A 22729-nucleotide genomic window follows, 5' to 3' on the forward strand; every position below is an offset into this window, starting at 1 on the left:
ATGCCAAAGAAAAAAGTTAAAAAAGCTAAATCAAAAAAAGTAAGTAAGGCTGTAATTGGAAAATCTAAAGAGACAGCTAGAGAAAAGATGATAGGCCAACATATCGGTTACAGATATGATGTTAATCTTTTACCTGATTACAAAAAACTAACTCCATTTCTTAAGAAATACGTAGAAGCAATGGGATGGGATGATTTAAATTGGTTAGAAGATGTTCACATGGGTTATGAAGAAGGAAGACCAGCTGTTTTTTGTAGAAATGCAAATGGTTGGGTAACAATCCCGAAATCTATTAAATTACCTAACAACCAACAAGACAGGGACATGATAGCAAGAGAGCTATTAGTTAAGTTTCAAATGTCAAAAAAACACCCTCTTGTTGATTTGAAAAAAGCTTATTTAAAGTTTTAAATTCACTTATTAGTTGATTATTTATAAAGACCAGCGGCATAATAGCTGGTCTTTATAATATTGTATCTCTCTTTTAATTTTTATAAAGTTTAAGAAATTAACATGGGGGAGAGAAAATGACTGATCAGTTAAGTGCTCTTACGACCATATTTACAGAGTTTTACTACTGGGTAACAGTAGTCCTAATGTTCTTAATTCACGTTGGGTTCTGTATGTATGAAGTTGGAGCTTCTCGTTATAAACACCATCAACACACATTAATGAAAAATACAATGCTGATACCTTTGGTAACAGTAACTTGGTTTTTCTTTGGTTGGTGGATCTATTGGGCATTTCCAACAGGACCAGGAATTGCTCCATCAATAATGAATGAAAGTACTGCATTGATAACGGATGAAAGTGCTTTTAGTGCAACGTGGTACACAGCAACTTCAGAATTAATGGCTATAAACTTAAATGACCATATAAGTGGAGTATTCTGGGCTGCGTTTTTATTATTTTCATGGACTGCAGCATCAATTGTTTCTGGTGCAGTGATTGAAAGAATAACTACATTTGCTTTTGGTATTTTAGCAATAGCAATTGGTTCAGTGTTCTGGACAATCGATGCAGCATGGGGATGGCATTTTGATGGATGGATGCTCAAAATTTTAGGTTATCATGATGCATATGCATCTGGAGTAATTCACGCAATTGCGGGTGGATTTGCTTTAGGAGTACTTATGGTTCTTGGGCCTAGAATTGGTAAATTTTCATCTAGTGGTGAACCAAGAAATATTGGACCTAGAAATCCTTGGCTAGTAACAGTTGGACTATTTATGATCTATACTGGTTTCTGGGGATTCTATGCAGCGTGCAATATTCCAATATTTGATCTTGGACCAGAGTACGGAATGGAAGGTGTATCGTTCTGGACTGCTACAAACATTTATGTAACACCAACTACACTTAGTGGTATTACTTTTAACTTCTTGATGTCACTATCAGGAGGATTGTTAGCTGGATATTGGATTGCTAAAGGTGATCCGTTCTGGACTTACTCAAGTGGATTAGCTGGTATTATATGTGCTTCAGCAGGAAATGATCTATACCATCCAATTCAATCAATGATTATTGGTATGATTGGTGTAGTTATATCTTACAAACTTCATTATTGGGTTGAACGTAAGTTCAAAATTGATGATGCAGTTGGAGCTGTAGCTGTACACGGTTATGCTGGATTTATTGGTCTTGTAATATGTGGTTTTGTTTTAAATGGTTATCCTTCGTCTGGTTACAGTGTAGGAGCTATGTGGGATGGAACAACATACGCAACAATTAATCCGCTAGGTCAGTTCTTAGGAGCAATAATAATGTTTGTTGTTCTAGGACTAATACCAGGTTATGTCATTGCTAAAGTGCTAAACGGTATGGGTAAACTACGAATCCCACGTGAAGTAGAGTTAGCAGGACTTGACTATGAAATAATGGAAGCTGACAAAGATGCAGAAAAAGCAGTTTCCTCAGCAACAAGGTAAAGGAGAAATATGGCTACAGTAACAAACTGGATAGATCACCTTAACAAACCAGCAGAGGAAGTTGTCGGAGCAGTTTATCCGGGTGCTGGTTCTAGCGAAGGTTTGCTTGTTATTATTGGTATAGTTTTGTGGATAGGTTGGCATGTTTTGACTGCTAAATCAGAGAGCGAAAAGCTTGAGAAACTAGCAAGAAAAAGACGGAGCGCTAACGACTATAAAAACAATATTGCCAATTGGTAATTAAATAATAAAATTAAGGGCGCAGTTAAATTTTTGACTGTGCCCTTTTTTTATTTAAAAATTTATGAATGAAGAAGAAAAAAATTTACCTCCATCTAAAATGAGAGGTGTAGCATTTCCAAAGGCTAAATATGGAGTTATAGCTGCTGTAATTATTATTGTAATAGTAAATCTAATTTTAACTAAGGACGCTCTTTTATCTTTAATAAAATAATTTATGTGTGGAATAGTCGGGATATATCTAAAAACAAAAAAATATGAAAAAAATTTAGGTAAGTTTTTATCTGGAATGTTGGATGGGATGGCAACTAGAGGACCTGATAGTGCTGGCTTTGCAATTTACTCAAAAGAAAAAAAAGGTTTTTACAAGTATTCGATTTGTCTAAATAATTTAACTCAAGATCAATTTAAAAAAAAAATTTCAAAATTTATAAAAAAACCTAAGATAAGTATATTTTCTGACCATATTGTTTTGGAAACGAAAGAAAAACCAAAGAAAGTTTTGGGAATATTAAATAATAATTTAAATGAAGTTTCAATTGTTGGATATGGTAAAAGCATAAATATTTTCAAACAAACTGGTAACCCAAAAGATGTAGTAAAAAAATTCAAACTTTCATCTTTTTCTGGAACTCATGGAATTGGTCATACACGTATGGCAACTGAAAGTGCTATAACGACTCAAGGATCTCACCCCTACTCTACAGCTGAAGATGAGTGTTTAGTTCACAATGGCTCACTTTCAAATCATAATAATGTTAGAAGAATTTTAATTAAAGATTGTCAAAAATTTAATTCTGAGAATGATACAGAAGTTGCGGCAGGATATATATCTAATCAAATTTCAAAAGGTAAAGATTTAGAAAAGACATTGAAAAATAGTTTAAGCGATTTAGATGGTTTCTATACTTTTATAGCAGGCACTAAAGATGGTTTTGCTTTATTAAGAGATGAAATCGCTTGCAAGCCAGCAGTTGTTGCAGAAACAAAAGATTATGTAGCTGTAGCTTCTGAGTTTCAAGCTATGGCGCATCTACCTAATGTAAATGATGCTAAAATTTTTGAACCAAAACCTGGAGTAGTTTATCATTGGTAATTTATGAATTTAGATTTAAAAAAGAAAAAATTAAGAGAAGTAAATTCATTTCTCCAAGATGTAGATAGAAAAAACAATCAAAGAAAATTTGAAATTTTAAATCCACAAGGACAACATGCAATTTGTGCTGGTTTAAAAGATGAGATTGAAGTGAACATCAAAGGGCACACTGGTTACTACTGTGCTGGCATGAACCAAAATGCTCATATTAAAATTGATGGAAATGTTGGTACTGGAGTTGCTGAAAATATGATGTCAGGAAAAGTTACTATAAATGGAAATGCATCACAAGCAGCTGGAGCTACTGGGCATGGAGGAACTTTAATTATTGAGGGTGACGCTAGTTCTAGATGTGGGATATCAATGAAAGGAATTAATATTATTGTCAAAGGTTCAGTTGGACACATGTCAGCCTTTATGGCTCAAAAGGGAAATTTAATTGTTTTTGGTGATGCTGACGCTGATCTGGGAGACTCAATTTATGAAGCTAAGATATTTGTCAAAGGAAAAGTTAAAAGCTTAGGTGCGGATTGTATTGAAAAAAAAATGGATGAAAAAAATATTCAAATTTTAAAAAATATATTTAAAGAAAATAATATCAAAGAAGATCCAAAAAATTTTAAAAGATATGGATCTGCTAGAAATTTATATAACTTTAAAATAGATAACGTAGGATCATATTAATGAAAAAAAATCTAAAAGAATTTAAAACATTTCCAACATCAACAATTCAAGAAATTCAAAGAGCAGCAAATGAAGGAATTTATCAAATAAGAGGATTGGGAGCTAAAAGAAAAGTTCCTGATTTTGATGATCTAGTTTTTTTAGGTGCTTCTATGTCAAGATATCCATTAGAAGGCTATAGAGAAACATGTAATACTTCTGTGATTTTAGGTGATAGGTTTGCAAAAAAGCCTCTTCACCTTGATATTCCAATTACGATAGCTGGTATGAGCTTTGGTGCATTAGGAGCAAATGCGAAAGACGCATTAGGCAAAGGTGCTTCTGCGATGGGTACATCTACGACCACAGGAGATGGTGGTATGACTAAAGAAGAAAGAGGTTCTTCTAAATATTTAGTTTATCAATTACTTCCCTCTAGATATGGAATGAACCCTGATGATTTAAGAAAAGCAGATGCTATAGAAGTAGTTGTGGGTCAAGGTGCTAAACCAGGTGGTGGTGGTATGCTTTTAGGACAAAAAATTAATGAACGTGTTGCTGGAATGCGAACTCTTCCTCAAGGAATTGATCAAAGGAGTGCTTGCAGACATCCAGATTGGACTGGGCCTGACGATTTAGAAATTAAAATACAAGAATTAAGAGAAATAACAAACTGGGAAAAACCCATCTATATTAAAGTAGGTGCTGCAAGATCTTATTATGATACTACGCTCGCAGTAAAAGCTGGTGCAGATGTTGTTGTTTTAGACGGTATGCAAGGTGGTACAGCTGCCACACAAGATGTTTTTATTGAACATGTTGGAATTCCAACATTAGGCGCTCTGAGAGAAGCTGTAGATGCTTTGAAAGAGCTGAATATGCACAGAAAAGTTCAATTGATTGTATCAGGTGGAATAAGAACTGGAGCGGATGTTGCTAAAGCATTAGCTATGGGTGCAGATGCAGTATCTATTGGTTCAGCAGCTATGATGGCGCTTAACTGTAATGCTGATTTATATAGAGAGGACTATGAAAAATTAGGTACAGAACCTGGCTTTTGTCATCACTGTCATACTGGAAGATGTCCAGTAGGTGTTGCCACGCAAGATCCAAAATTAGAAGAGAGACTAGATCCAGTTGAAGGAGGCAGAAGATTAAGAAACTATCTGAGCACTCTTACATTAGAATTACAAACACTTGCTAGAGCTAACGGAAAATCTGATGTAAGAAATCTAGAGCCAGAAGATTTAGTTGCACTAACAGTTGAAGCAGCTGCTATGGCAAGAGTGCCTTTGGCTGGTACAGATTGGATACCTGGTTTAAAAGAAAAAGGTTGATTCATTTATCTTAAGTTTATAACCTTTTGATTATGTCAAAAAATTTATCAAAAATTGCTAAACAACAAAAAATAAAATATTTTTTAATCAGTTTTGTGGACTTCTTTGGAGTTTTACGTTCCAAATTAGTGCCTGCCCGTGCAATAGATGAAATGCAAGAGAATGGCGCTGGATTTGCTGGTTTTGCAACATGGTTGGATATGACACCAGCGGACAGCGATATGTTTGCAATTCCAGATCCTGATAGTTTGATACAATTGCCATGGAATAAAGAAATTGGATGGTTAGCTTCAGATTTATATATGGATGGAAAGCCAGTTAAAGCATCTCCAAGAGTAATTTTAAAAGAACAAATTAAAAAACTATCAAAGAAAAAACTTAATATGAAGTCCGGTGTTGAATGTGAATATTTTTTGATAAGTGAAGATGGTTCATCAATTGCAGATACAAGAGATATACAATCAAAACCTTGTTATGATCAATCAGCTTTGATGAGAAGATATGAATTAATAAAAGAAATTTGTGACAGCATGATAGAACTTGGATGGAATCCATACCAAAATGATCATGAAGATGCGAACGGTCAATTTGAAATGAATTGGGATTATTCAGATTGTTTAGTAACAGCTGATCGTCATGTATTTTTTAAATTTATGGTTAAAAGTTTAGCAGAGAAACATGGTCTAAGAGCAACTTTTATGCCAAAACCTTTTTCAAATCTTACTGGTAATGGTTGTCATGCACATGTTTCATGTTGGGATGGTAAGAAGAATAAGTTTTTAGATAAATCAGATAAATTAGGATTAAGCAAAACAGCTTATAACTTTTTAGGTGGGTTGATTAAAAATGCCGACTCTTTATCTGCGTTTTTTAATCCAACAATTAATAGTTATAGAAGAATAAATGCACCACCAACAAAATCTGGAGCTACTTGGTCTCCCAGCAGTATCTCTTACACTGGTAATAATAGAACACACATGGTGAGAATACCTGATCAAGGTAGATTTGAACTTAGATTGATGGATGGATCAGCAAATCCTTATTTGTTACAAGCTGGTGTGATTGCGGCTGGTTTAGACGGTCTTAATAACAAAATTGATCCAGGTGAACCATTACATTGTAATATGTATGAAGATCATGCAAATTATCCAGACCTACCAAAATTACCAAATGATTTAAGTGAGTCTCTTGATAGATTAAAAAGTAATAAAATGATCAATGAAGCTTTCGGAATCGATGTAATCAATAGTTATTTAAAGCTTAGATCAGCAGAATTAAAGGAATTTAACAATAATGAGAGCTTTGATAAAACAAAACCAGTTACTGAATGGGAAAGAAGAAATACACTCGACTGTTAATAAATGAATTCAGTATTAGAGAGTAAAGCTTTTTCTATTTCTAGTTTTATAAAAAACAAAAACTATAATTTTAATAAAGATCAGATTTTAGAATATCTCCCAAATAAATATATAGAAGAAGCAGTCAAAACTATAAGTTCATGGGATACTTATAAACCTACTCCACTCGTAGAGCTAAACAAATTAAGTGATTATTTAAATATAGATAAGATTTATTACAAAGACGAAGGATTTAGATTTCATTTAAAGTCTTTTAAAGCATTAGGTGGGGCCTTCGCAGTTGATAAAATAATCAAAGAAACCAAGACAAATACAGTTGCAACAGCAACCGCAGGTAATCATGGAAGATCAGTTGCATGGGGTGCGCAAAGGTTAGGAGTAAATTGTAAAATTTTTATAAGTGAATTTGTAAGTGAAGAAAGAGCATCAGCAATGAGATCTCTAGGTGCTGAAGTAATTAGAGTTAAAGGAAACTATGATGCTTCTTTAAAAGAATGTCTAAAAAAATCTAAGGAAAATAATTGGGAAATTGTGCAGGATGTTTCTTGGGAAAATTATATGGAAGTTCCAAAATATATTATGGCCGGTTACTCAATAATGATAAAGGAAATTATAGAAGATTTAAAAGATCAAAAAATAAGCCATGTGTTTTTACAGGCTGGTGTGGGTGGTATGGCTGCAGCTGCAATAGCAGGATTTGCTAAATTTTCAAAAGAAATTCCAAGATTTATTATTGTTGAGCCCGAAGATGCTAAGTGTGTTCTAGAAAGTATCAAAAATTCAAAACCAACATCTATAGATATAAAAAAAGAATCTATCTTGGGAGGAATGTCTTGTGGAGATGTCTCAACAGTTGCATGGGAGATATTAAAAAATTCAGCTAATCATTGTTTATCTATTTCAGATGAAGGAATTTCTTCAACAGTAGCCTTGTTATCTAATAAAGTATTTTCAGAAAACAAAATTATTGCAGGTGAATGTGGTGTGCCTGGTATAATTTCTTTGATCAGTCTTATGAAAGAAAAAGAAAAAATAAATGAAGTTGGAATTGATGAAAATTCAAAAATTCTTCTCATCGGATGTGAAGGTTTAACTGACCAAAAAATGTATGATCAACTTTTAAATAGTGGATTAGAAAAAATTAAAGATGTCTAGTAAAGCAATTGTATGGATTAGAGAAGATTTTAGGATAAATTTAAATCCAGCACTTTCTCATGCTTGTCAGAACCATAATGAAGTAGTTGCGCTATATATTTTCAATCCAAAAAATTTTATCAATAAGCGTGAAGCTCAATTGTGGTGGATTTCAAAATCTTTAGAAAGTTATTCAAAAGAATTATCTAATTTTAATATCAATTTAGAAATTCAAAAAGGAGATGAGATCGAAGTACTATCTAAGATAAAGAAAAAAGATAGCATAACCCTATATTGGAATAAAATTTATGAACCAGAAATTATTAATCTTGGTAAAAAAATAAGAGATAATGTTTTATTAAAAAATGAAATTAATTTTAAATATTTCAAAGGTAATATTCTAAATGAATTTCAAGATGTTACTAAAAAAGACCAAACACCGTTTAAAGTTTTTACACCATTCTGGAGAGTTGCGGAAGAAATTTATCTAAATTCAGTACCATCAAAAAATTCAAAAATACAAAAAGTGAAAAAAAAATTTAGCTACTTTAAAAATAACATTAATTCCAAAGATTTATTGCCCAAAAAGAATTGGTATAAAAAATTTGATAAATATTGGAAAATTTCTGAAAGTGAGTCGCAAAATTTATTAAATGATTTAATAAAAAATAAAATTAATAATTATGGTACAGATAGAGATATACCAAGTGTAAGTGGAACTTCAAAACTCTCACCATATATAAAACATGGACAAATTCATGTTGAGAATATTTATAAAAAATGTTCAGAAGTTAAACCTAAAAATATTAATATTAAAAAATATACGAATGAGCTTGGCTGGCGTGAGTTCTCTCATAGTTTAATAAATTATTTTCCTGAAATGCTTAAAGGAAATTTAAGAAAAGAATTTGATAGATTTCCTTGGGTTAAAAATGAAAAATTTTTAAAAGCTTGGAAACAAGGAATGACTGGCTACCCTATAGTTGATGCTGGTATGAGAGAATTATATGAAACTGGATGGATGCACAACAGAGTAAGAATGATTGTTGGATCTTTTTTAGTAAAACATTTAAGAATTGACTGGAAAGAAGGTGAAAAACATTTCAGAAATTGTCTTTTAGATTTTAATGAAGCCAATAATGTTGCTCAATGGCAATGGGTAGCTGGATGTGGGGCAGATGCAGCACCCTATTTTAGAATATTTAATCCAATTTTGCAGGGAGAAAAATTTGATAAAGAAGGTCTTTATGTAAAAAAATGGGTGCCTGAACTTAGCAAAGTGCCAGAAAAATTTATTCATAAACCTTGGGAAATGGATATTGAATATCAAACAGCTTTAAACACTATTATTGGAAAAAACTATCCAAAACCAATAGTGATACATGAAGATGCAAGAGCTGCAGCTTTAAAGGCTTTTCAAACTTTGAAAAAAAATTAATCTCCTAAAAAATGATGAATAATTTTCCTATTTTGAGGATGTATTCGATGTTCAAATAAGAATATACCTTGCCAAGTTCCTAACAATAATTTTCTATCTTTTATACTTAAAGATATTTGATTATTTGTAACAGCAGACTTTATGTGAGCAGGCATGTCATCTTTTCCTTCAGTTGAATGAATATAATCTTCATTCATCGGCGCTAATTTATCAAAATAATTTAAAAGATCTGTTTTTACATCTGGATCAGCATTTTCTTGAATAATAAGAGATGCGCTTGTATGTAAGATACTTAAATTCAATACTCCATTAGAGAATTTATTTTTTTTTATCCACCCTAAAGTTTCATGGGTAAATTCATATAAGTTTTGTCCATTTGTGTTGATATTCAATTCAAAAAAGTTTTGTTTCATATTTAATAATCAATTGATGTTAGTTCATATAATCTGCTAATTGTTCTCTTAAAAGGATTTTTTAAACTTGGTGAAGAACTTATTTCATGTAATCTTTTTTCAGATGTAATTAATAAAGGAATTTTTTTTTCATAAAGGATATCAATTAAAGTGATAAATCTTTGTTGTTGATTAGAATTGTTTTCATCAAAATTTGGTAAATTTTCTAAAAATAAGAAAGAACAATTTTTGTCAATTTCGATATAATCTTCAGCTCCAATATTTTTGTCACATAAATCTCTAAAATTTAATTTTATAATTCCATCATAAAAATTTTTAATTTTAAAATTTCTTCCTTTAATATCTAAATTTATCTCTTGAACCTTTTTATTTTTTGAAATTTCTCTAAAATATTTATTTGATATAAAATTATTTGTAGAATTAAGAGGAGATAAAAATCTCTCAGATTTTCCTTTTTCTAATCTGTAATCATTGTCAATTGACAAATTAATTTCAATACAACTTTTTTTTATAATTTCTAAAAATGGAATAAATTGATCTCTCTGCAAACCATCTTTGTATAGATTTTCAATTTTAATATTTGAGGAAAAAAAAACAATTATATTTTGATTAAATATTTCTTTAAATAATCTTCCTAAGATCATTGCATCAGCAATATTTGTCACTTGAAATTCATCAAAATAAATTAAATTTATTTTTTTTTTAATCTCTTTAACAAAAAGTTCAATAACATCATTTTTTTTTGCGTTATTAAATTTAAAAGAATTAATTTTATAAAGTAATTTTGATTTGAAGTATTTTTTTCCAAATGCTGAAAAAGATATAAAATTGAAAGATCATAAAATAGACTTAGTTATAAAAAAAGATTTCTTAAAATTAAATGGCTCTGGAAAGATTTTATTTCAGAAAGAATATGATGACATCGAGTTCGATATAATAAAAAATGAAAAAAAATTAAGTTTTGATACTAATTTAAAGATTTTAAAAAACTCTTTGTCTTTAAAATTTGTAAACTTTATAAATTCAAAAGACTTTGTTTCTTCATTAAAATTAGTTGGAGATTTTGGAGAAGGACAAAATTTAAGATTTAAAAAAATTTTGTTAGTAAACGATAAAAACAATATAGAGGTAAATGATTTAAATTTGAATGAAAATTTTAAAATTTCTTCAATAAAAAATATAATTTTGAACTTTGTAGATAGTTTTGATAAAAAAATCCAATTTTCAATCAATAAAGATAAAAAAAATTACAACATTACTGGTAATAGCTTTAATGCCACTGCTTTAATTGATGATATAATTAAAAATGATGATAAAGAAGATACAGATATCTTCTCAAAGAATTTCAATTTAAATATCAAAATTAAAGAGGTTTTTGTTAATGATAATGACATTATCAATAATTTAAATGGTGAAATTGGTTTTAAAAAAAATAAAGTTTCCAATGCAAAAATTAAAGGGTCATTTACTGAAAATGAAAATATTTCATTAACAATTATTAGTAATGATGCTCAAAAAGTAACAACGTTTTTTTCTGATAAAGCAGATCCATTTGTAAAAAAATTTGATTTCATTAAAGGTTTTAACGAAGGTTCATTAGATTTCTATTCAGTTGAAAGTGGATCATCTTCAAACTCACAAATAAAGCTTTATGATTTTAAATTAAAAGAAGTTCCAGCACTAACTAAAATTCTTACTCTCGCTTCTTTGCAAGGGATAGCTGATCTTTTGTCTGGTGAAGGGATTAGATTTGATGATTTTGAAATGAAATTTCGAAATGAAAAAAATTTATTAACTATTAATGAGATCTATGCTATTGGGCCAGCCATTTCTATATTGATGGATGGGTATATTGAAAAAAATAATTTAATAAGTTTAAGAGGCACATTAGTGCCGGCCACAACAATTAATAAAGCAATTGGATCTATCCCAATAATTGGAAAGTTATTGGTCGGAAAAAAAACAGGCGAAGGTGTATTCGGTGTAAGTTTTAAAATTAAAGGTCCTCCAGGCAAAACTGAAACAACTGTAAATCCTATTAAAACTCTTACCCCAAGATTTATAACTAGAACTTTAGAAAAAATAAAAAAAAATTAGACAAAATTTATTTTTAAGTGTCTTTTTTTTCCTATTGATAATTTTAAAGAACTATTTTCATAATTTTTCAAATCAATAAGAATATTTTCATCATTTAAGACTTCATTATTAATTTTTATTCCATTACTTTTTATTAATCTTCTAATTTCGCTTTTAGACTTCTCCAATTTAGATAACAAAACAATATCAATTATTGTTAATTTTGAATTAAGTTTTTTTTTATCTAAATCTATAGAGGGAAGGTTTGCACTATTAATATTTCCTGAAAAAGCTTCTTTAGCTGATTGTTCAGCATTTTGTGCTTCATCTATCCCATGAAGCATTTCAGTCGTTTTATTAGCTAACAATATTTTTAAATCATTTATATTTTGATCTTTTATTTCATTGATTTTTTTTGTTTCCAAATCAGTAAAAATATTTAAAAATTTAATTACATCTCTATCATCTGTGTTTCTCCAGAATTGCCAATAATCATAGGCAGATAAAAATTTTTTGTCTAACCATATAGCGCCAGACTCAGTTTTCCCCATTTTTGCACCAGAAGCAGTGGTAATTAATGGTGTGGTTAATCCATAAGCCTTACTTCCAGAGTATCTTTTAATTAAATCAACTCCATTTACAATATTTCCCCATTGATCAGACCCACCTATTTGAAGAATACAATTATTTTTTTTATTTAATTCAAGAAAATCAAATGCTTGTAGTATCATGTAATTGAACTCCATATAACTTAGCGATTGTTCCCTATCCAATCTCAATTTTACACTTTCAAAAGTAAGCATCTTATTAATAGTAAAATGTTTTCCTATTTCCCTTAAAAAAGAAATGTAATTTAAATTCTTTAACCAATCGTAGTTATTTACAAAAATGGGTTTTGTGTTCTCATCTTCATCATTCAAAAAAGTTCTTAAAATTTTTTCTATATTATTAATGTTTTTATTTATTTCGTTTTCATCAAGGATTTTTCTTGTTTTGTCTTTTCCCGACGGATCTCCAATTCTAGTTGTACCTCCTCCAATCAAAACAATTGGTTGATGCCCGTGTTTTTGTAAAAGTCTTAAGCACATTATTTGAAGGAGGCTTCCCACGTGCAAGCTTTCTGCAGTACAATCAAACCCTATATAGGCTTTGATTTTACCATTATCCATTAAGTTAGATAATTCTTCATCATTTGTACATTGATAGTAAAATCCCCTATCTTTAAATTCTTTTAAAAATTTATTCATAAATTTATAAATTAACAATATACATTTTTTAATAAAAAAAAATATTTATGAAAAAAAAATTATTTAATTCATTGGGTATTATGAGTGGTACTTCAATGGATGGAGTTGATATTTCACTAATAAAAACGGATGGTGAAAACTATTTTGAGAGAATTTTAGATGAGTATCATGATTTTCCAAATGATTTATATGAAAAATTAATTAGATTAAGAAAAATTATTAACTCTAAAGAAGATATTGAAAATCATCAGGTAGAAATTAAAGAAACTGAAAGAAACTTTACACTTTTTCATGCAAAAATAATTAATAAAATTATTTCTCAAAATAAAATTGATATTGTTGGTTTGCACGGCCAGACTATTTTTCATTCACCAAAAAATAAAATTAGCATTCAAATAGGAGATGGGAAATTATTATCACAATTGATAAAAAAAAAAGTCATTTTTAATTTCAGAAAAAATGATATTGAAAATAATGGCCAAGGTGCTCCATTAACTCCTATTTTTCATAATTTAATTGCAAAAAATAATATAAAAACTTTAAATGCAAACATATCATTAAGCTTTTTAAATATTGGTGGAATTTCTAATATGACTAAGATTAATAAAAATTTTAACCCCAATTTAATGGAAGGCTTTGATTTAGGTCCTGGCAATTGTTTAATTGATAGTTGGATTAAAAAGAATACCCATCTTAAATATGATCAAGATGGAAAAATTGCAAGTTCAGGCAAAATCAATCAACTAATTTTAAATCAGGTAATTGATAATTTCAATTCACCAAATTATTTAAAATCATTAGATATTAATGATTATGAAATTTCATTTTTAAGAGGTCTAGAATTAGAAGAAGGCTGTAGAACTATAACTGAAATTACAGCAAATTTAATTGCAAATGGAATTAATAATTTAACAAAGCAAAATAATGATATTAATTTATTTATCTTATGTGGAGGTGGAAGAAAAAATAAATTTTTAATTAAAAGAATTGAGAATTATCTTGTTGCAGAGAAAAATTTTGTTTTAAAAGATATTGATGAATATAATTTAGATGGAGATTTTATAGAATCTCAGGCTTTTGGATTTTTAGCTGCAAGGTCAGTATTAAATTTACCAATATCATTTCCTAACACCACGCGTTGTCAAAAAGCTATATCTGGAGGAGAAATAATTGAAAACTTTTAGTATTAATATAAAGCAGTTTCTTTTTTTATGTATTCATCTAAACTACTAACTAATGATTTTTCATTCTTTGAAAAAAAATGATTAGCATCAGGAATATTTTTAAACTCAACCTTGATCCCTTTCTGTGCGCTTAATCTAGTATTTAGTTCATTAATATATTCAATCGGAACAAGTTCATCTTTTTTACCATGTATCATTAAACCAGAAGTTGGACAGGGTGACAAAAATGAAAAATCATATGCATTTGGTTGAGGAGAAATTGCAATAAATCTGTTAATCTCTGGTCTTCTCATTAAGAGCTGCATTGCAATCAAAGATCCGAAAGAAAAACCAGAAACCCAACATTGTGAATTATCAAAATTTTCTCTTTCTAACCAATCTAGTGCAGCCGCTGCATCAGCAAGTTCACCCTGACCGTTATCAAATTCACCATCACTTTTTCCTACACCTCTAAAATTTACTCTACAAACTGAAAAATCATTATCCATAAATGTATGAAATGTTTCCACGACAACTTTATTGTTCATTGTTCCTCCATACTGAGGATGAGGCTGTAACACTAATGCTATTGGTGAAGTGGGTTTTTTGCTTTTATAATATTTTGCTTCAAGCCTTCCAGCAGGTCCAGGAATGAATATTTCTAAAATTTTATTATCCATATTTTGAAAAAAAGCATGAATAACATAAGTCTGCGTTAAAATGGTAGTTTTTTTTTGATGTTAGATACTTGACTAATTTAGTCGGGTTTATATATACCCACCATTATTACTTATGAAATTAACATCAAAAGGTAGATACGCTGTAATGGCCCTAGTTGATATTGCAAAATTTGACAATATCAATCCAGTCTCATTAAGAGACATTTCATTAAGACAGGGTATCTCGGTAGATTTTCTGGAACAAATTTTTTCAAAACTAAAAAAAAATGAAATAGTTAAAAGTATCAGAGGAACGCAAGGTGGATATATTTTAAGCAAAAAACCCTCAGAAATTAAATTGAATAATATTTTTGATGCAATTGATGAAAGTGTAAAAACCGTTCAATGTAAAAAAGAGTCAAAAAAAAGTTGTAATGGTAAATCATCCAAATGTGTAACTCATGATTTGTGGAATGAACTGGAAACACATATTAATTCATTCTTTGAGCAAAAAAGTTTAGAGGATTTAGTTTCAAAAAGAGAAAGTAGAATTTAAATGGATCAAAGAAATAAAGATATCGAAGAATTAAAAGATTACAAATATGGCTTTTCAACAGATATTGAAAATATAAGAGCACCAAAAGGTTTAAATGAAGATGTAATAAAATTTATCTCAAATATAAAAAAAGAACCTAAGTGGATGTTAGATTTTAGATTAAAAGCTTATAATAGATTAAAAAGCTTGAAAGAACCAAACTGGCAAAAACCCAAATATCCCAAAATAGATTATCAAGATCTTTATTATTACTCAGCACCGAAGAGCATGAAAGATAAACCAAAAAGTTTGGATGAGCTAGATCCAAAATTACTTGAAACTTATAATAAATTAGGAATTCCACTTCAAGAACAGGCAAGACTAAATGGAATAGCAGTTGATGCTGTATTTGACTCTGTTTCAGTTGCTACAACATTTAAAGAGGAGCTAACTAAACAAGGAATAATTTTTTGTTCTATGTCTGAAGCTATTCAAAAACATCCAGAACTCGTAAAAAAATATTTAGGATCTGTAATTCCTTTAACAGATCATTATTTTGCTACACTTAACTCAGCTGTTTTTACTGATGGTTCATTTGTATATATTCCTGAAGGTGTTAGATGCCCAATGGAACTTTCAACATATTTTAGAATTAATGCTTCTGAAACAGGTCAATTTGAAAGAACATTGATTGTTGCAGATAAAAATAGTTATGTAAGTTATTTAGAAGGTTGCACTGCCCCAATGAGAGATGAAAATCAATTGCATGCTGCTAACGTTGAGCTTGTTGCGTTAGATGATGCAGAAATTAAATATTCTACAGTTCAGAACTGGTATCCAGGAGATGAGAATGGAGTGGGTGGAATTTATAATTTTGTTACTAAAAGAGGATTGTGTAAAGGCAAGAACTCAAAAATTTCTTGGACACAAGTTGAAACAGGTTCAGCAATCACATGGAAATATCCTAGTTGTATTTTAAAAGGGGACAATTCTGTTGGTGAGTTTTACTCAATAGCTATAACTAACAATCATCAAAAAGCTGACACAGGCACTAAAATGATACACTTAGGAAAAAATACAAAAAGTAAGATAATATCAAAAGGTATATCTGCTGGAAAATCAGATATGATGTATAGAGGTTTGGTCGATATTTCATCAAAAGCAGACAACTCAAGAAATTTTACTCAGTGTGATTCATTGTTGATGGGAAATAAGTGTGGAGCACACACAATTCCGTATATAAAAAATAAAAATATTAAATCTAATATTGAACATGAAGCAACAACCTCAAAGATAAGTGAAGAACAATTATATTATTGTAATCAAAGAGGTTTAAATCAAGAAGAAGCTGTTAGTTTGATAGTAAATGGATTTTGTAAAGAGGTTCTTCAACAGTTGCCAATGGAATTTGCTGTTGAAGCACAAAAATTAGTTGGAATTAGCCTAGAAGGGAGTGTTGGTTAAATGTTATCAATCAATAGTCTTAAAGCAAAAGTAGAAAATAAAGAGATTTTAAAAGGTCTTAATCTTGAAATAAAACCTGGCGAAGTTCATGCAATAATGGGCCCAAATGGGTCTGGTAAAAGCACACTTTCTAACATTTTATCAGGAAAAAAAGGTTATGAAGTTGATGGGAAAGTAACCTTTGAAAATGAAAATCTCCTAGATCTAGAAACTGAGGAAAGAGCACATAAAGGAATATTTTTGGCATTCCAATATCCCCTTGAGATACCAGGTGTAAATACCAATACATTTTTAAAAACTTCTTTAAATGCAATTAAAAAAGCACGAGGAGAAAAAGAGTTAGATGCGATTGAATTTTTAAAGTTAGTTAAACAAAAGTCAGCCGAATTAAAATTTGATGAAAAAATCTTAAGCAGACAATTAAATGTAGGTTTTTCTGGAGGTGAAAAAAAGAAAAACGAAATTCTTCAAATGTCTATTCTTAATCCAAAGCTTGCTATATTGGATGAAACAGATTCTGGCTTAGATATTGATGCTTTAAGAATAGTTTCAGAAGGTGTTAATTCATTAAGAAATAAAAATAATTCTTTTTTAATTATTACTCATTACCAAAGATTACTTGATTATATTAAACCTGATTTTGTTCATGTGTTAAAAAATGGACAAATCATCAAATCAGGCGGACCTGAACTAGCATTAGATTTAGAAAAAAAAGGTTATGAGGAATTTAATTAATGGAAAACAATTCACAAATAAATTTTGAAAATTTTCTGAAAGAGAAATCTTTTTCTAAGGATCAATTAGAAATAAGAAAAAAAAATTTTGAAAAATTTTCTACAAAAGGTTTTCCAAACAAAAGATTAGAGGATTGGAAATTTTCAGATTTAAATCAAATCATAAAAAATAATATTAAAAACTTTAATATTGATATATCCAATGAAAATAGTTTTGATGATAAAGATATAATTAATGATTTTGATCATAACAAAATTTTTATTTTAGATGGAAAAGTTATCAAAGAAGATTTTTCTTATGAGAAAAAAGATTCAATAAAATTATCAGTAAAAAAAGAAATTGAAGATAAAATCTATGATAATACTTTATTAAATCTTAATTCTGCTCTTAATGAAGAAAACATATCCATTAATGTAGAAGAGGGCTATCAATCTGTAGCACCTTTAATTATTTACAATATATATTCTGATAAAAATCAAAATTTAATCAATAGTAAGATAAATTTTAATTTAGAAAAAAACAGTTCTTTAAAAATAATTAACTTATCAAATGAAAATGCTAGTAACAGCTTTTTGAATAGCAATTATGATATTAATTTAAAAGATGATGCTGTGTTAAAATATTACTCTCTAAATTATAAGGAGAATTCAAACATTAGCCATTCACTTAGTAATATAAATTTAGAAAAAAATAGTCATTGTGAGTATTTTATTCTATCAGCAGGAGCAAAATTTTTAAAAAATGAAATAAAATGTTCTCTTAATAAGAATTACGGATCAGCGTTTATTAACGGCGTTATCAGTTTAGATAAAGATAATCATCATGAAATAAAAACAATAATTAATCATAATGAAGAAAACTGTAAAAGTTATCAATTAATTAAGTGCGTTCTTAACGATAATTCAAAAGGCATTTATCAGGGAAAAATTTTTGTAGACTCTAAGGCTCAAAAAACTGATGGTTATCAATTAAGTAGAGCATTACTTTTAAGTGAAAATACTGAATTTAATGCAAAACCTGAATTAGAAATTTATGCTGATGATGTAAAATGTTCACATGGATCTACATCAGGAAACATTGATGAAAATTCTATATTCTACCTTATGTCTAGAGGGTTGTCTTACAAACAATCAAAACAATTATTAATTAATGGTTATGTAGGTGAAGTTCTTGAAAAAATTACTGAAGATAAGATTAAAAATTTTATTAAAAAATTATTAGGAATAAATGATGAGTATTAACAATATAAAGAAAGAATTCCCTATTTTTGATGAGAAGATACATAATAATGACCTTGTGTACTTAGATAGTGCAAATTCATCTCAAAAACCAAAAATTGTACTGGATAGAATTAATGATTTTTACTCTAAACAATTTTCTAATGTTGGTAGAAGTGTTCACTATTTATCAGTTGCGGCCACAAACATGTATGAAAATACAAGAACTTCTGTCCAAAAATACATAAATGCGAAAGATAAAAATGAAATTGTGTTCACCAAAGGTGCTACAGAAGCGCTGAATTTAGTAGCAAATACACTTGGACAAACTGTTTTAGAGCCTGGAGATGAAGTCATCATTACTGAACTTGAGCATCACTCAAATTATGTGCCTTGGCATTTTCTAAGAAAGTCAAAAAATATCAAAATTAATTTTGCTGAAATAAATGAAGATGGAGAAGTTCCAATAGAAAATATTGAAAAACTTATTACAGAAAAAACTAAAGTGATTGCAGTTACACATTTATCAAATGTTACAGGTGCAATTTTACCAATTAAAGAAATAACAGCATTAGCTCATTCAAAAAATATTATTGTGGTGATTGATGGTTGTCAAGGGGCTCCTCATTTAAAATTAGATATGCAAGATTTAGATTGTGATTTTTACGCAATCTCTTGTCATAAAATGTATGGACCAACTGGTTTAGGAGTGCTGTACGGGAAAAAGAAGTGGTTAGAAAAATTACCTCCATACCAAGGTGGAGGAGGAATGATAAGAGAAGTAAAAAAAGATAGAATAACTTATGGAGACTTGCCAAATAAATATGAAGCTGGCACTATGGCAACTGCTCAAGTTATAGCTTTTGATCAATCTATAAAATTTTTAGAAACTATTGGTATAGAAAATATAATGAAACATGAAAAAGAATTAATTGAATATGGACAAGAATTGTTAAGAAAAAATAATTCAGTTAAACTTTTGGGAAATCCAAAAGATAGAGGAGGAGTTCTTTCTTTTACAATAGAAGGAGTTCATCCACATGACATAGCAACAATTCTAGATGAAGATGGTGTTGCTATAAGAGCTGGACATCATTGTTGTCAGGTTCTGCATGATAAATTAAATATTCCAGCTAGTGCTAGAGCTTCTTTAGGTGTTTATAATACAAAAGATGATTTAGATAAGTTAAATGAATCAATCAATAACTGTAAAAAGGTTTTTAATATATAATGAACTTAAAAGAACTATATCAAGAGATCATTTTAGATCATGGAAAAAATCCTAGGAACTTAAGAAAAACTGAAAATTTCAATAAAGATGCAAAAGGCAACAATCCATTATGTGGAGATAATGTTCATGTTTATTTAAAGTTAAATGAAAATAAAAAAGTTGAAGATATTTCTTTTGAAGGAAGTGGATGTGCAATTTCAATGGCATCAGCATCAATCATGACAGATCTTGTAAGAGGTAAAGAAGAATTTGAAGTAAAAGAAATTGTAGAAGATTTTTTAGGAATGATTAAAGAAAATCCAGAATTAAAATCTCAAAAACTTAAAGAGGATGAAAAAACTAAACTAATGTGTTTATCTGGAGTAAAACAATATCCAATGAGAGTAAAATGCGCAACATTATCATGGCACACATTAGTTTCAGCAATAGATAATAAGCAAGAAGAAATAAATACTGAAAATTAATTTATGAACACTAAAGAAAAAATAATCGAAGAAATTAGAAAAATTTATGATCCTGAGCTACCAGTGAATATTTATGAATTAGGTTTGATTTATGATATTAAAGTAAGTGAAAATAAAGCAAAAATAAAAATGACTCTAACCACTCCTAATTGCCCAGTTGCAGAAAGTTTACCCAAAGAAGTAAAGGATGGCGCAATGCAAGTAGAAGAAATAGATGATGTGGATTTAGAGCTAGTATGGGATCCACCATGGAATAAAGACATGATGTCAGAAGCAGCAAAATTGGAGTTAAATTTGTAATGACACAGATTATTAAATTAAGTGAAAATGCTGCTAGCAGAATAAAAGAGATTATGTCTAATGCAGAAAAGGATGCGTTAGGTGTTAGAGTTTCGGTTAAATCAGGAGGATGCGCAGGCATGTCCTATGTTATGGAATATACTAAAGAGGCTAACCCGGGTGATGAGGTAATAGAAGATAAGGGTGTTAAGGTGTATATTGATTCTGCCGCTATTCTTTATCTGTTAGGTACAGAAATGGACTATAAAAAAGAGGAATTTTCGTCATCTTTTGTATTTAATAACCCTAATGAAACTGAAAGATGTGGTTGTGGAGAATCTTTTAAGGTTTAACCTATTATAGGTTGAATTGTCCCACTTTAAGCATATCAGTATTGCGTTTAATGCATATCTAGTGTAGCATCTGAATCATGAACAAATTTGAATTTAAAAATCTTGTTAAGTCTTTAAGAGACACCTTAAAGCAAAAAACTTTTTTTAAAGATTTGCGTAAGGAAGTAGAAACTGGTGCAAACGGCACACAGGACTACGTTGTTAAAAAAGGTATTAACAAAGATACAATTGCTACAACTAGACAGTAATTAAAATTAACTACTGTAATACATCTCAAACTCTACAGGATGAGGTGCGTGTTCAAACTTGTGAATTTCCTCAAACTTAAGAGCTATATAAGCATCAATCTGATCATCAGTGAATACACCGCCCTGAGTTAAGAACTCCCTGTCTTTGTCTAAACTTTCCATAGCTTCTCTTAAAGATCCACATACAGTTGGGATTTTATTAACTTCTTCAGCAGGTAATTCGTATAAATCTTTATCAAAAGATTCACCTGGGTGAATTTTATTTTTAATACCGTCTAATCCAGCCATTAACATTGCTGCAAAGGTTAGATAAGGATTTCCTGCTGCATCTGGAAATCTAATTTCACATCTTGCTCCTTTTTTACTTAATGTAATTGGGATACGACATGAAGCAGATCTATTTCTTGCTGAGTAAGCAAGTAGTACAGGCGCTTCAAATCCTGGTATTAGTCTTTTGTAACTATTTGTTGTCGAATTTGCAAAAGCATTTATTGCTTTAGCGTGTTTTAATATTCCACCAATATAATGTAATGCAGTTTCAGATAACCCTGAATATGCATCACCTGAAAATACAGGTGTATCACCTTTCCAAATTGATTGGTGAATATGCATACCTGAACCATTGTCACCAGCAACAGGTTTGGGCATAAACGTTGCTGTTTTTCCAAATGAGTGTGTTACCATTTGAACTACATATTTATAAAGTTGAACATTGTCTGCCTGGTCAACTAAAGTACCAAAATACATTCCAAGCTCGTGCTGACTTGGAGCTACCTCGTGGTGATGTTTTTCAACTTTTATTCCAACATCTTTTAAACTTTTTAAGTATTCACCTCTCATGTCTTGTTCACTATCAACAGGAGGAACAGGGAAGTACCCACCTTTAACTCCAGGTCTGTGGCCCATATTTCCATTCTCATATTCTTTACCTGAGTTATAAGGACCTTCTTTACTATCTATTTTAAATCCTGCTTCATTCATATCGTTTTTAATTCTCACATCATCAAAAACAAAAAATTCTGGTTCTGGACCAAAAAATGCTTTATCACCTATACCTGAAGCTTTCAGGTACTCTTCAGCTTTTTTAGCTACACCTCTTGGATCTCTTTCATAAGGAGTTTTCTTTATTGCATCTAAGATGTCACAGAACAATACTACAGTGTTATGTGACGTAAAAGGATCCATAAACATTCTAGAAGTATCTGGCTTTAAAATCATATCAGACTCATTTATTGCTTTCCAACCAGCAATTGATGAACCATCAAAAAATACACCTTCGTTAATCATATCTTCATCAACAATCCCAGCGTCCATTGTTAAATGTTGTAACTTTCCTCTTGGATCAGTAAATCTTAAATCAACAAATTCAGCTTCTTTTTCTTTAATAAATTTTAAAACATTACTTGCACTCATTTTAACTCCTTTTGATTTTGGTGGTTCTTAGCAAAAAA

Annotated in this window: 26 protein-coding genes; 21 read left to right on the forward strand and 5 right to left on the reverse strand. The window is 29.8% G+C overall.

The window, feature by feature from the left end:
- The 10 genes from ACTT90_RS05140 (at position 1) to ACTT90_RS05185 (ending at position 9194) form a co-directional block, all read left to right on the forward strand.
- Entirely contained in the window at positions 1-411 is a 411-nt protein-coding gene (locus ACTT90_RS05140) for a hypothetical protein (protein ID WP_014953532.1), read from the forward strand.
- 116 nt (positions 412-527) lie between these two features.
- Positions 528-1928 carry an ammonium transporter gene (locus ACTT90_RS05145; protein ID WP_014953533.1) on the forward strand — a complete coding sequence of 467 codons (1401 nt, stop codon included), beginning with the start codon at positions 528-530 and terminating at the stop codon, positions 1926-1928.
- A gap of 9 nt (positions 1929-1937) precedes the next feature.
- The gene (locus tag ACTT90_RS05150) at positions 1938-2168 is read left to right on the forward strand and encodes a hypothetical protein (protein WP_440936962.1); all 231 of its coding nucleotides are present in this window, start codon (positions 1938-1940) and stop codon (positions 2166-2168) included.
- Positions 2169-2232: 64 nt separating this feature from the next.
- On the forward strand, positions 2233-2382 hold the full coding sequence (locus ACTT90_RS05155) for a hypothetical protein (protein ID WP_440937734.1): 150 nt from the start codon (positions 2233-2235) through the stop codon (positions 2380-2382).
- A 3-nt stretch (positions 2383-2385) separates the two neighbouring features.
- Complete coding sequence (locus ACTT90_RS05160; RefSeq protein ID WP_440937735.1) at positions 2386-3264, forward strand: class II glutamine amidotransferase; 879 nt, start codon at positions 2386-2388, stop codon at positions 3262-3264.
- 3 nt (positions 3265-3267) lie between these two features.
- Positions 3268-3948, forward strand: coding sequence for a protein glxC (locus ACTT90_RS05165; protein WP_014953537.1), 681 nt, complete (start codon positions 3268-3270; stop codon positions 3946-3948).
- Positions 3948-5264: an FMN-binding glutamate synthase family protein gene (locus ACTT90_RS05170; protein ID WP_440929933.1), complete on the forward strand. Its 1317-nt coding sequence runs from the start codon at positions 3948-3950 to the stop codon at positions 5262-5264. Before ACTT90_RS05165 ends, ACTT90_RS05170 begins: the two co-directional genes overlap by 1 nt.
- A 32-nt stretch (positions 5265-5296) precedes the next feature.
- Positions 5297-6622 carry a type III glutamate--ammonia ligase gene (glnT, locus tag ACTT90_RS05175; protein ID WP_440936965.1) on the forward strand — a complete coding sequence of 442 codons (1326 nt, stop codon included), beginning with the start codon at positions 5297-5299 and terminating at the stop codon, positions 6620-6622.
- 3 nt (positions 6623-6625) lie between these two features.
- Positions 6626-7777, forward strand: coding sequence for a diaminopropionate ammonia-lyase (locus tag ACTT90_RS05180; RefSeq protein WP_440937736.1), 1152 nt, complete (start codon positions 6626-6628; stop codon positions 7775-7777).
- On the forward strand, positions 7770-9194 hold the full coding sequence (locus tag ACTT90_RS05185) for a cryptochrome/photolyase family protein (protein WP_440936967.1): 1425 nt from the start codon (positions 7770-7772) through the stop codon (positions 9192-9194). Before ACTT90_RS05180 ends, ACTT90_RS05185 begins: the two co-directional genes overlap by 8 nt.
- On the opposite strand, the gene ACTT90_RS05190 is transcribed toward ACTT90_RS05185, so the two are convergent.
- Complete coding sequence (locus ACTT90_RS05190; protein ID WP_440936968.1) at positions 9191-9607, reverse strand: secondary thiamine-phosphate synthase enzyme YjbQ; 417 nt, start codon at positions 9605-9607, stop codon at positions 9191-9193. The two genes, ACTT90_RS05185 and ACTT90_RS05190, sit on opposite strands and share 4 nt — an antisense overlap.
- 2 nt (positions 9608-9609) lie before the next feature.
- The gene (gene zapE / locus ACTT90_RS05195; RefSeq protein ID WP_440937802.1) at positions 9610-10431 is read right to left on the reverse strand and encodes a cell division protein ZapE; all 822 of its coding nucleotides are present in this window, start codon (positions 10429-10431) and stop codon (positions 9610-9612) included.
- Here zapE and ACTT90_RS05200 point away from each other — a divergent pair.
- Positions 10397-11704 (forward strand): hypothetical protein, encoded by a 1308-nt coding sequence (locus ACTT90_RS05200; RefSeq protein WP_440937737.1) that lies wholly within the window; start codon positions 10397-10399, stop codon positions 11702-11704. The two genes, zapE and ACTT90_RS05200, sit on opposite strands and share 35 nt — an antisense overlap.
- Here ACTT90_RS05200 and tyrS read toward each other — a convergent pair.
- Complete coding sequence (gene tyrS, locus ACTT90_RS05205; RefSeq protein ID WP_440937738.1) at positions 11701-12930, reverse strand: tyrosine--tRNA ligase; 1230 nt, start codon at positions 12928-12930, stop codon at positions 11701-11703. The genes ACTT90_RS05200 and tyrS overlap by 4 nt on opposite strands.
- Positions 12931-12977: 47 nt before the next feature.
- On the opposite strand from tyrS, the gene ACTT90_RS05210 reads away from it, so the two are divergent.
- Positions 12978-14114, forward strand: coding sequence for an anhydro-N-acetylmuramic acid kinase (locus ACTT90_RS05210; RefSeq protein ID WP_440937739.1), 1137 nt, complete (start codon positions 12978-12980; stop codon positions 14112-14114).
- 2 nt (positions 14115-14116) lie between these two features.
- Here the strand turns inward: ACTT90_RS05210 and ACTT90_RS05215 are convergent, their stop codons facing one another.
- Complete coding sequence (locus tag ACTT90_RS05215) at positions 14117-14761, reverse strand: alpha/beta hydrolase (protein ID WP_440937803.1); 645 nt, start codon at positions 14759-14761, stop codon at positions 14117-14119.
- A gap of 124 nt (positions 14762-14885) precedes the next feature.
- On the opposite strand from ACTT90_RS05215, the gene ACTT90_RS05220 reads away from it, so the two are divergent.
- From ACTT90_RS05220 to ACTT90_RS05260, 9 genes are all read left to right on the forward strand, one after another.
- Positions 14886-15308: an RrF2 family transcriptional regulator gene (locus ACTT90_RS05220; RefSeq protein WP_440930987.1), complete on the forward strand. Its 423-nt coding sequence runs from the start codon at positions 14886-14888 to the stop codon at positions 15306-15308.
- Positions 15309-16751: a Fe-S cluster assembly protein SufB gene (gene sufB, locus ACTT90_RS05225; RefSeq protein ID WP_440937740.1), complete on the forward strand. Its 1443-nt coding sequence runs from the start codon at positions 15309-15311 to the stop codon at positions 16749-16751.
- Positions 16752-17486: a Fe-S cluster assembly ATPase SufC gene (gene sufC / locus ACTT90_RS05230; protein ID WP_440937741.1), complete on the forward strand. Its 735-nt coding sequence runs from the start codon at positions 16752-16754 to the stop codon at positions 17484-17486.
- Complete coding sequence (gene sufD / locus ACTT90_RS05235) at positions 17486-18727, forward strand: Fe-S cluster assembly protein SufD (RefSeq protein WP_440937742.1); 1242 nt, start codon at positions 17486-17488, stop codon at positions 18725-18727. Before sufC ends, sufD begins: the two co-directional genes overlap by 1 nt.
- Positions 18717-19934 (forward strand): aminotransferase class V-fold PLP-dependent enzyme, encoded by a 1218-nt coding sequence (locus tag ACTT90_RS05240; RefSeq protein ID WP_440937804.1) that lies wholly within the window; start codon positions 18717-18719, stop codon positions 19932-19934. The genes sufD and ACTT90_RS05240 overlap by 11 nt, the downstream gene beginning before the upstream one ends.
- The gene (sufU, locus tag ACTT90_RS05245) at positions 19934-20398 is read left to right on the forward strand and encodes a Fe-S cluster assembly sulfur transfer protein SufU (protein ID WP_440909258.1); all 465 of its coding nucleotides are present in this window, start codon (positions 19934-19936) and stop codon (positions 20396-20398) included. The genes ACTT90_RS05240 and sufU overlap by 1 nt, the downstream gene beginning before the upstream one ends.
- A 3-nt stretch (positions 20399-20401) precedes the next feature.
- Positions 20402-20698 carry an iron-sulfur cluster assembly protein gene (locus ACTT90_RS05250; RefSeq protein WP_440937743.1) on the forward strand — a complete coding sequence of 99 codons (297 nt, stop codon included), beginning with the start codon at positions 20402-20404 and terminating at the stop codon, positions 20696-20698.
- The gene (locus ACTT90_RS05255; RefSeq protein ID WP_440937744.1) at positions 20698-21030 is read left to right on the forward strand and encodes a HesB/IscA family protein; all 333 of its coding nucleotides are present in this window, start codon (positions 20698-20700) and stop codon (positions 21028-21030) included. Before ACTT90_RS05250 ends, ACTT90_RS05255 begins: the two co-directional genes overlap by 1 nt.
- A gap of 77 nt (positions 21031-21107) precedes the next feature.
- Positions 21108-21278, forward strand: coding sequence for a hypothetical protein (locus ACTT90_RS05260; protein ID WP_440937745.1), 171 nt, complete (start codon positions 21108-21110; stop codon positions 21276-21278).
- A 6-nt stretch (positions 21279-21284) separates the two neighbouring features.
- On the opposite strand, the gene glnA is transcribed toward ACTT90_RS05260, so the two are convergent.
- The gene (glnA, locus tag ACTT90_RS05265; protein WP_014952931.1) at positions 21285-22691 is read right to left on the reverse strand and encodes a type I glutamate--ammonia ligase; all 1407 of its coding nucleotides are present in this window, start codon (positions 22689-22691) and stop codon (positions 21285-21287) included.
- Positions 22692-22729 lie beyond the last annotated feature (38 nt).

The sequence above is a fragment of the Candidatus Pelagibacter sp. genome, assembly GCF_052049935.1.
Lineage (GTDB): Bacteria > Pseudomonadota > Alphaproteobacteria > Pelagibacterales > Pelagibacteraceae > Pelagibacter.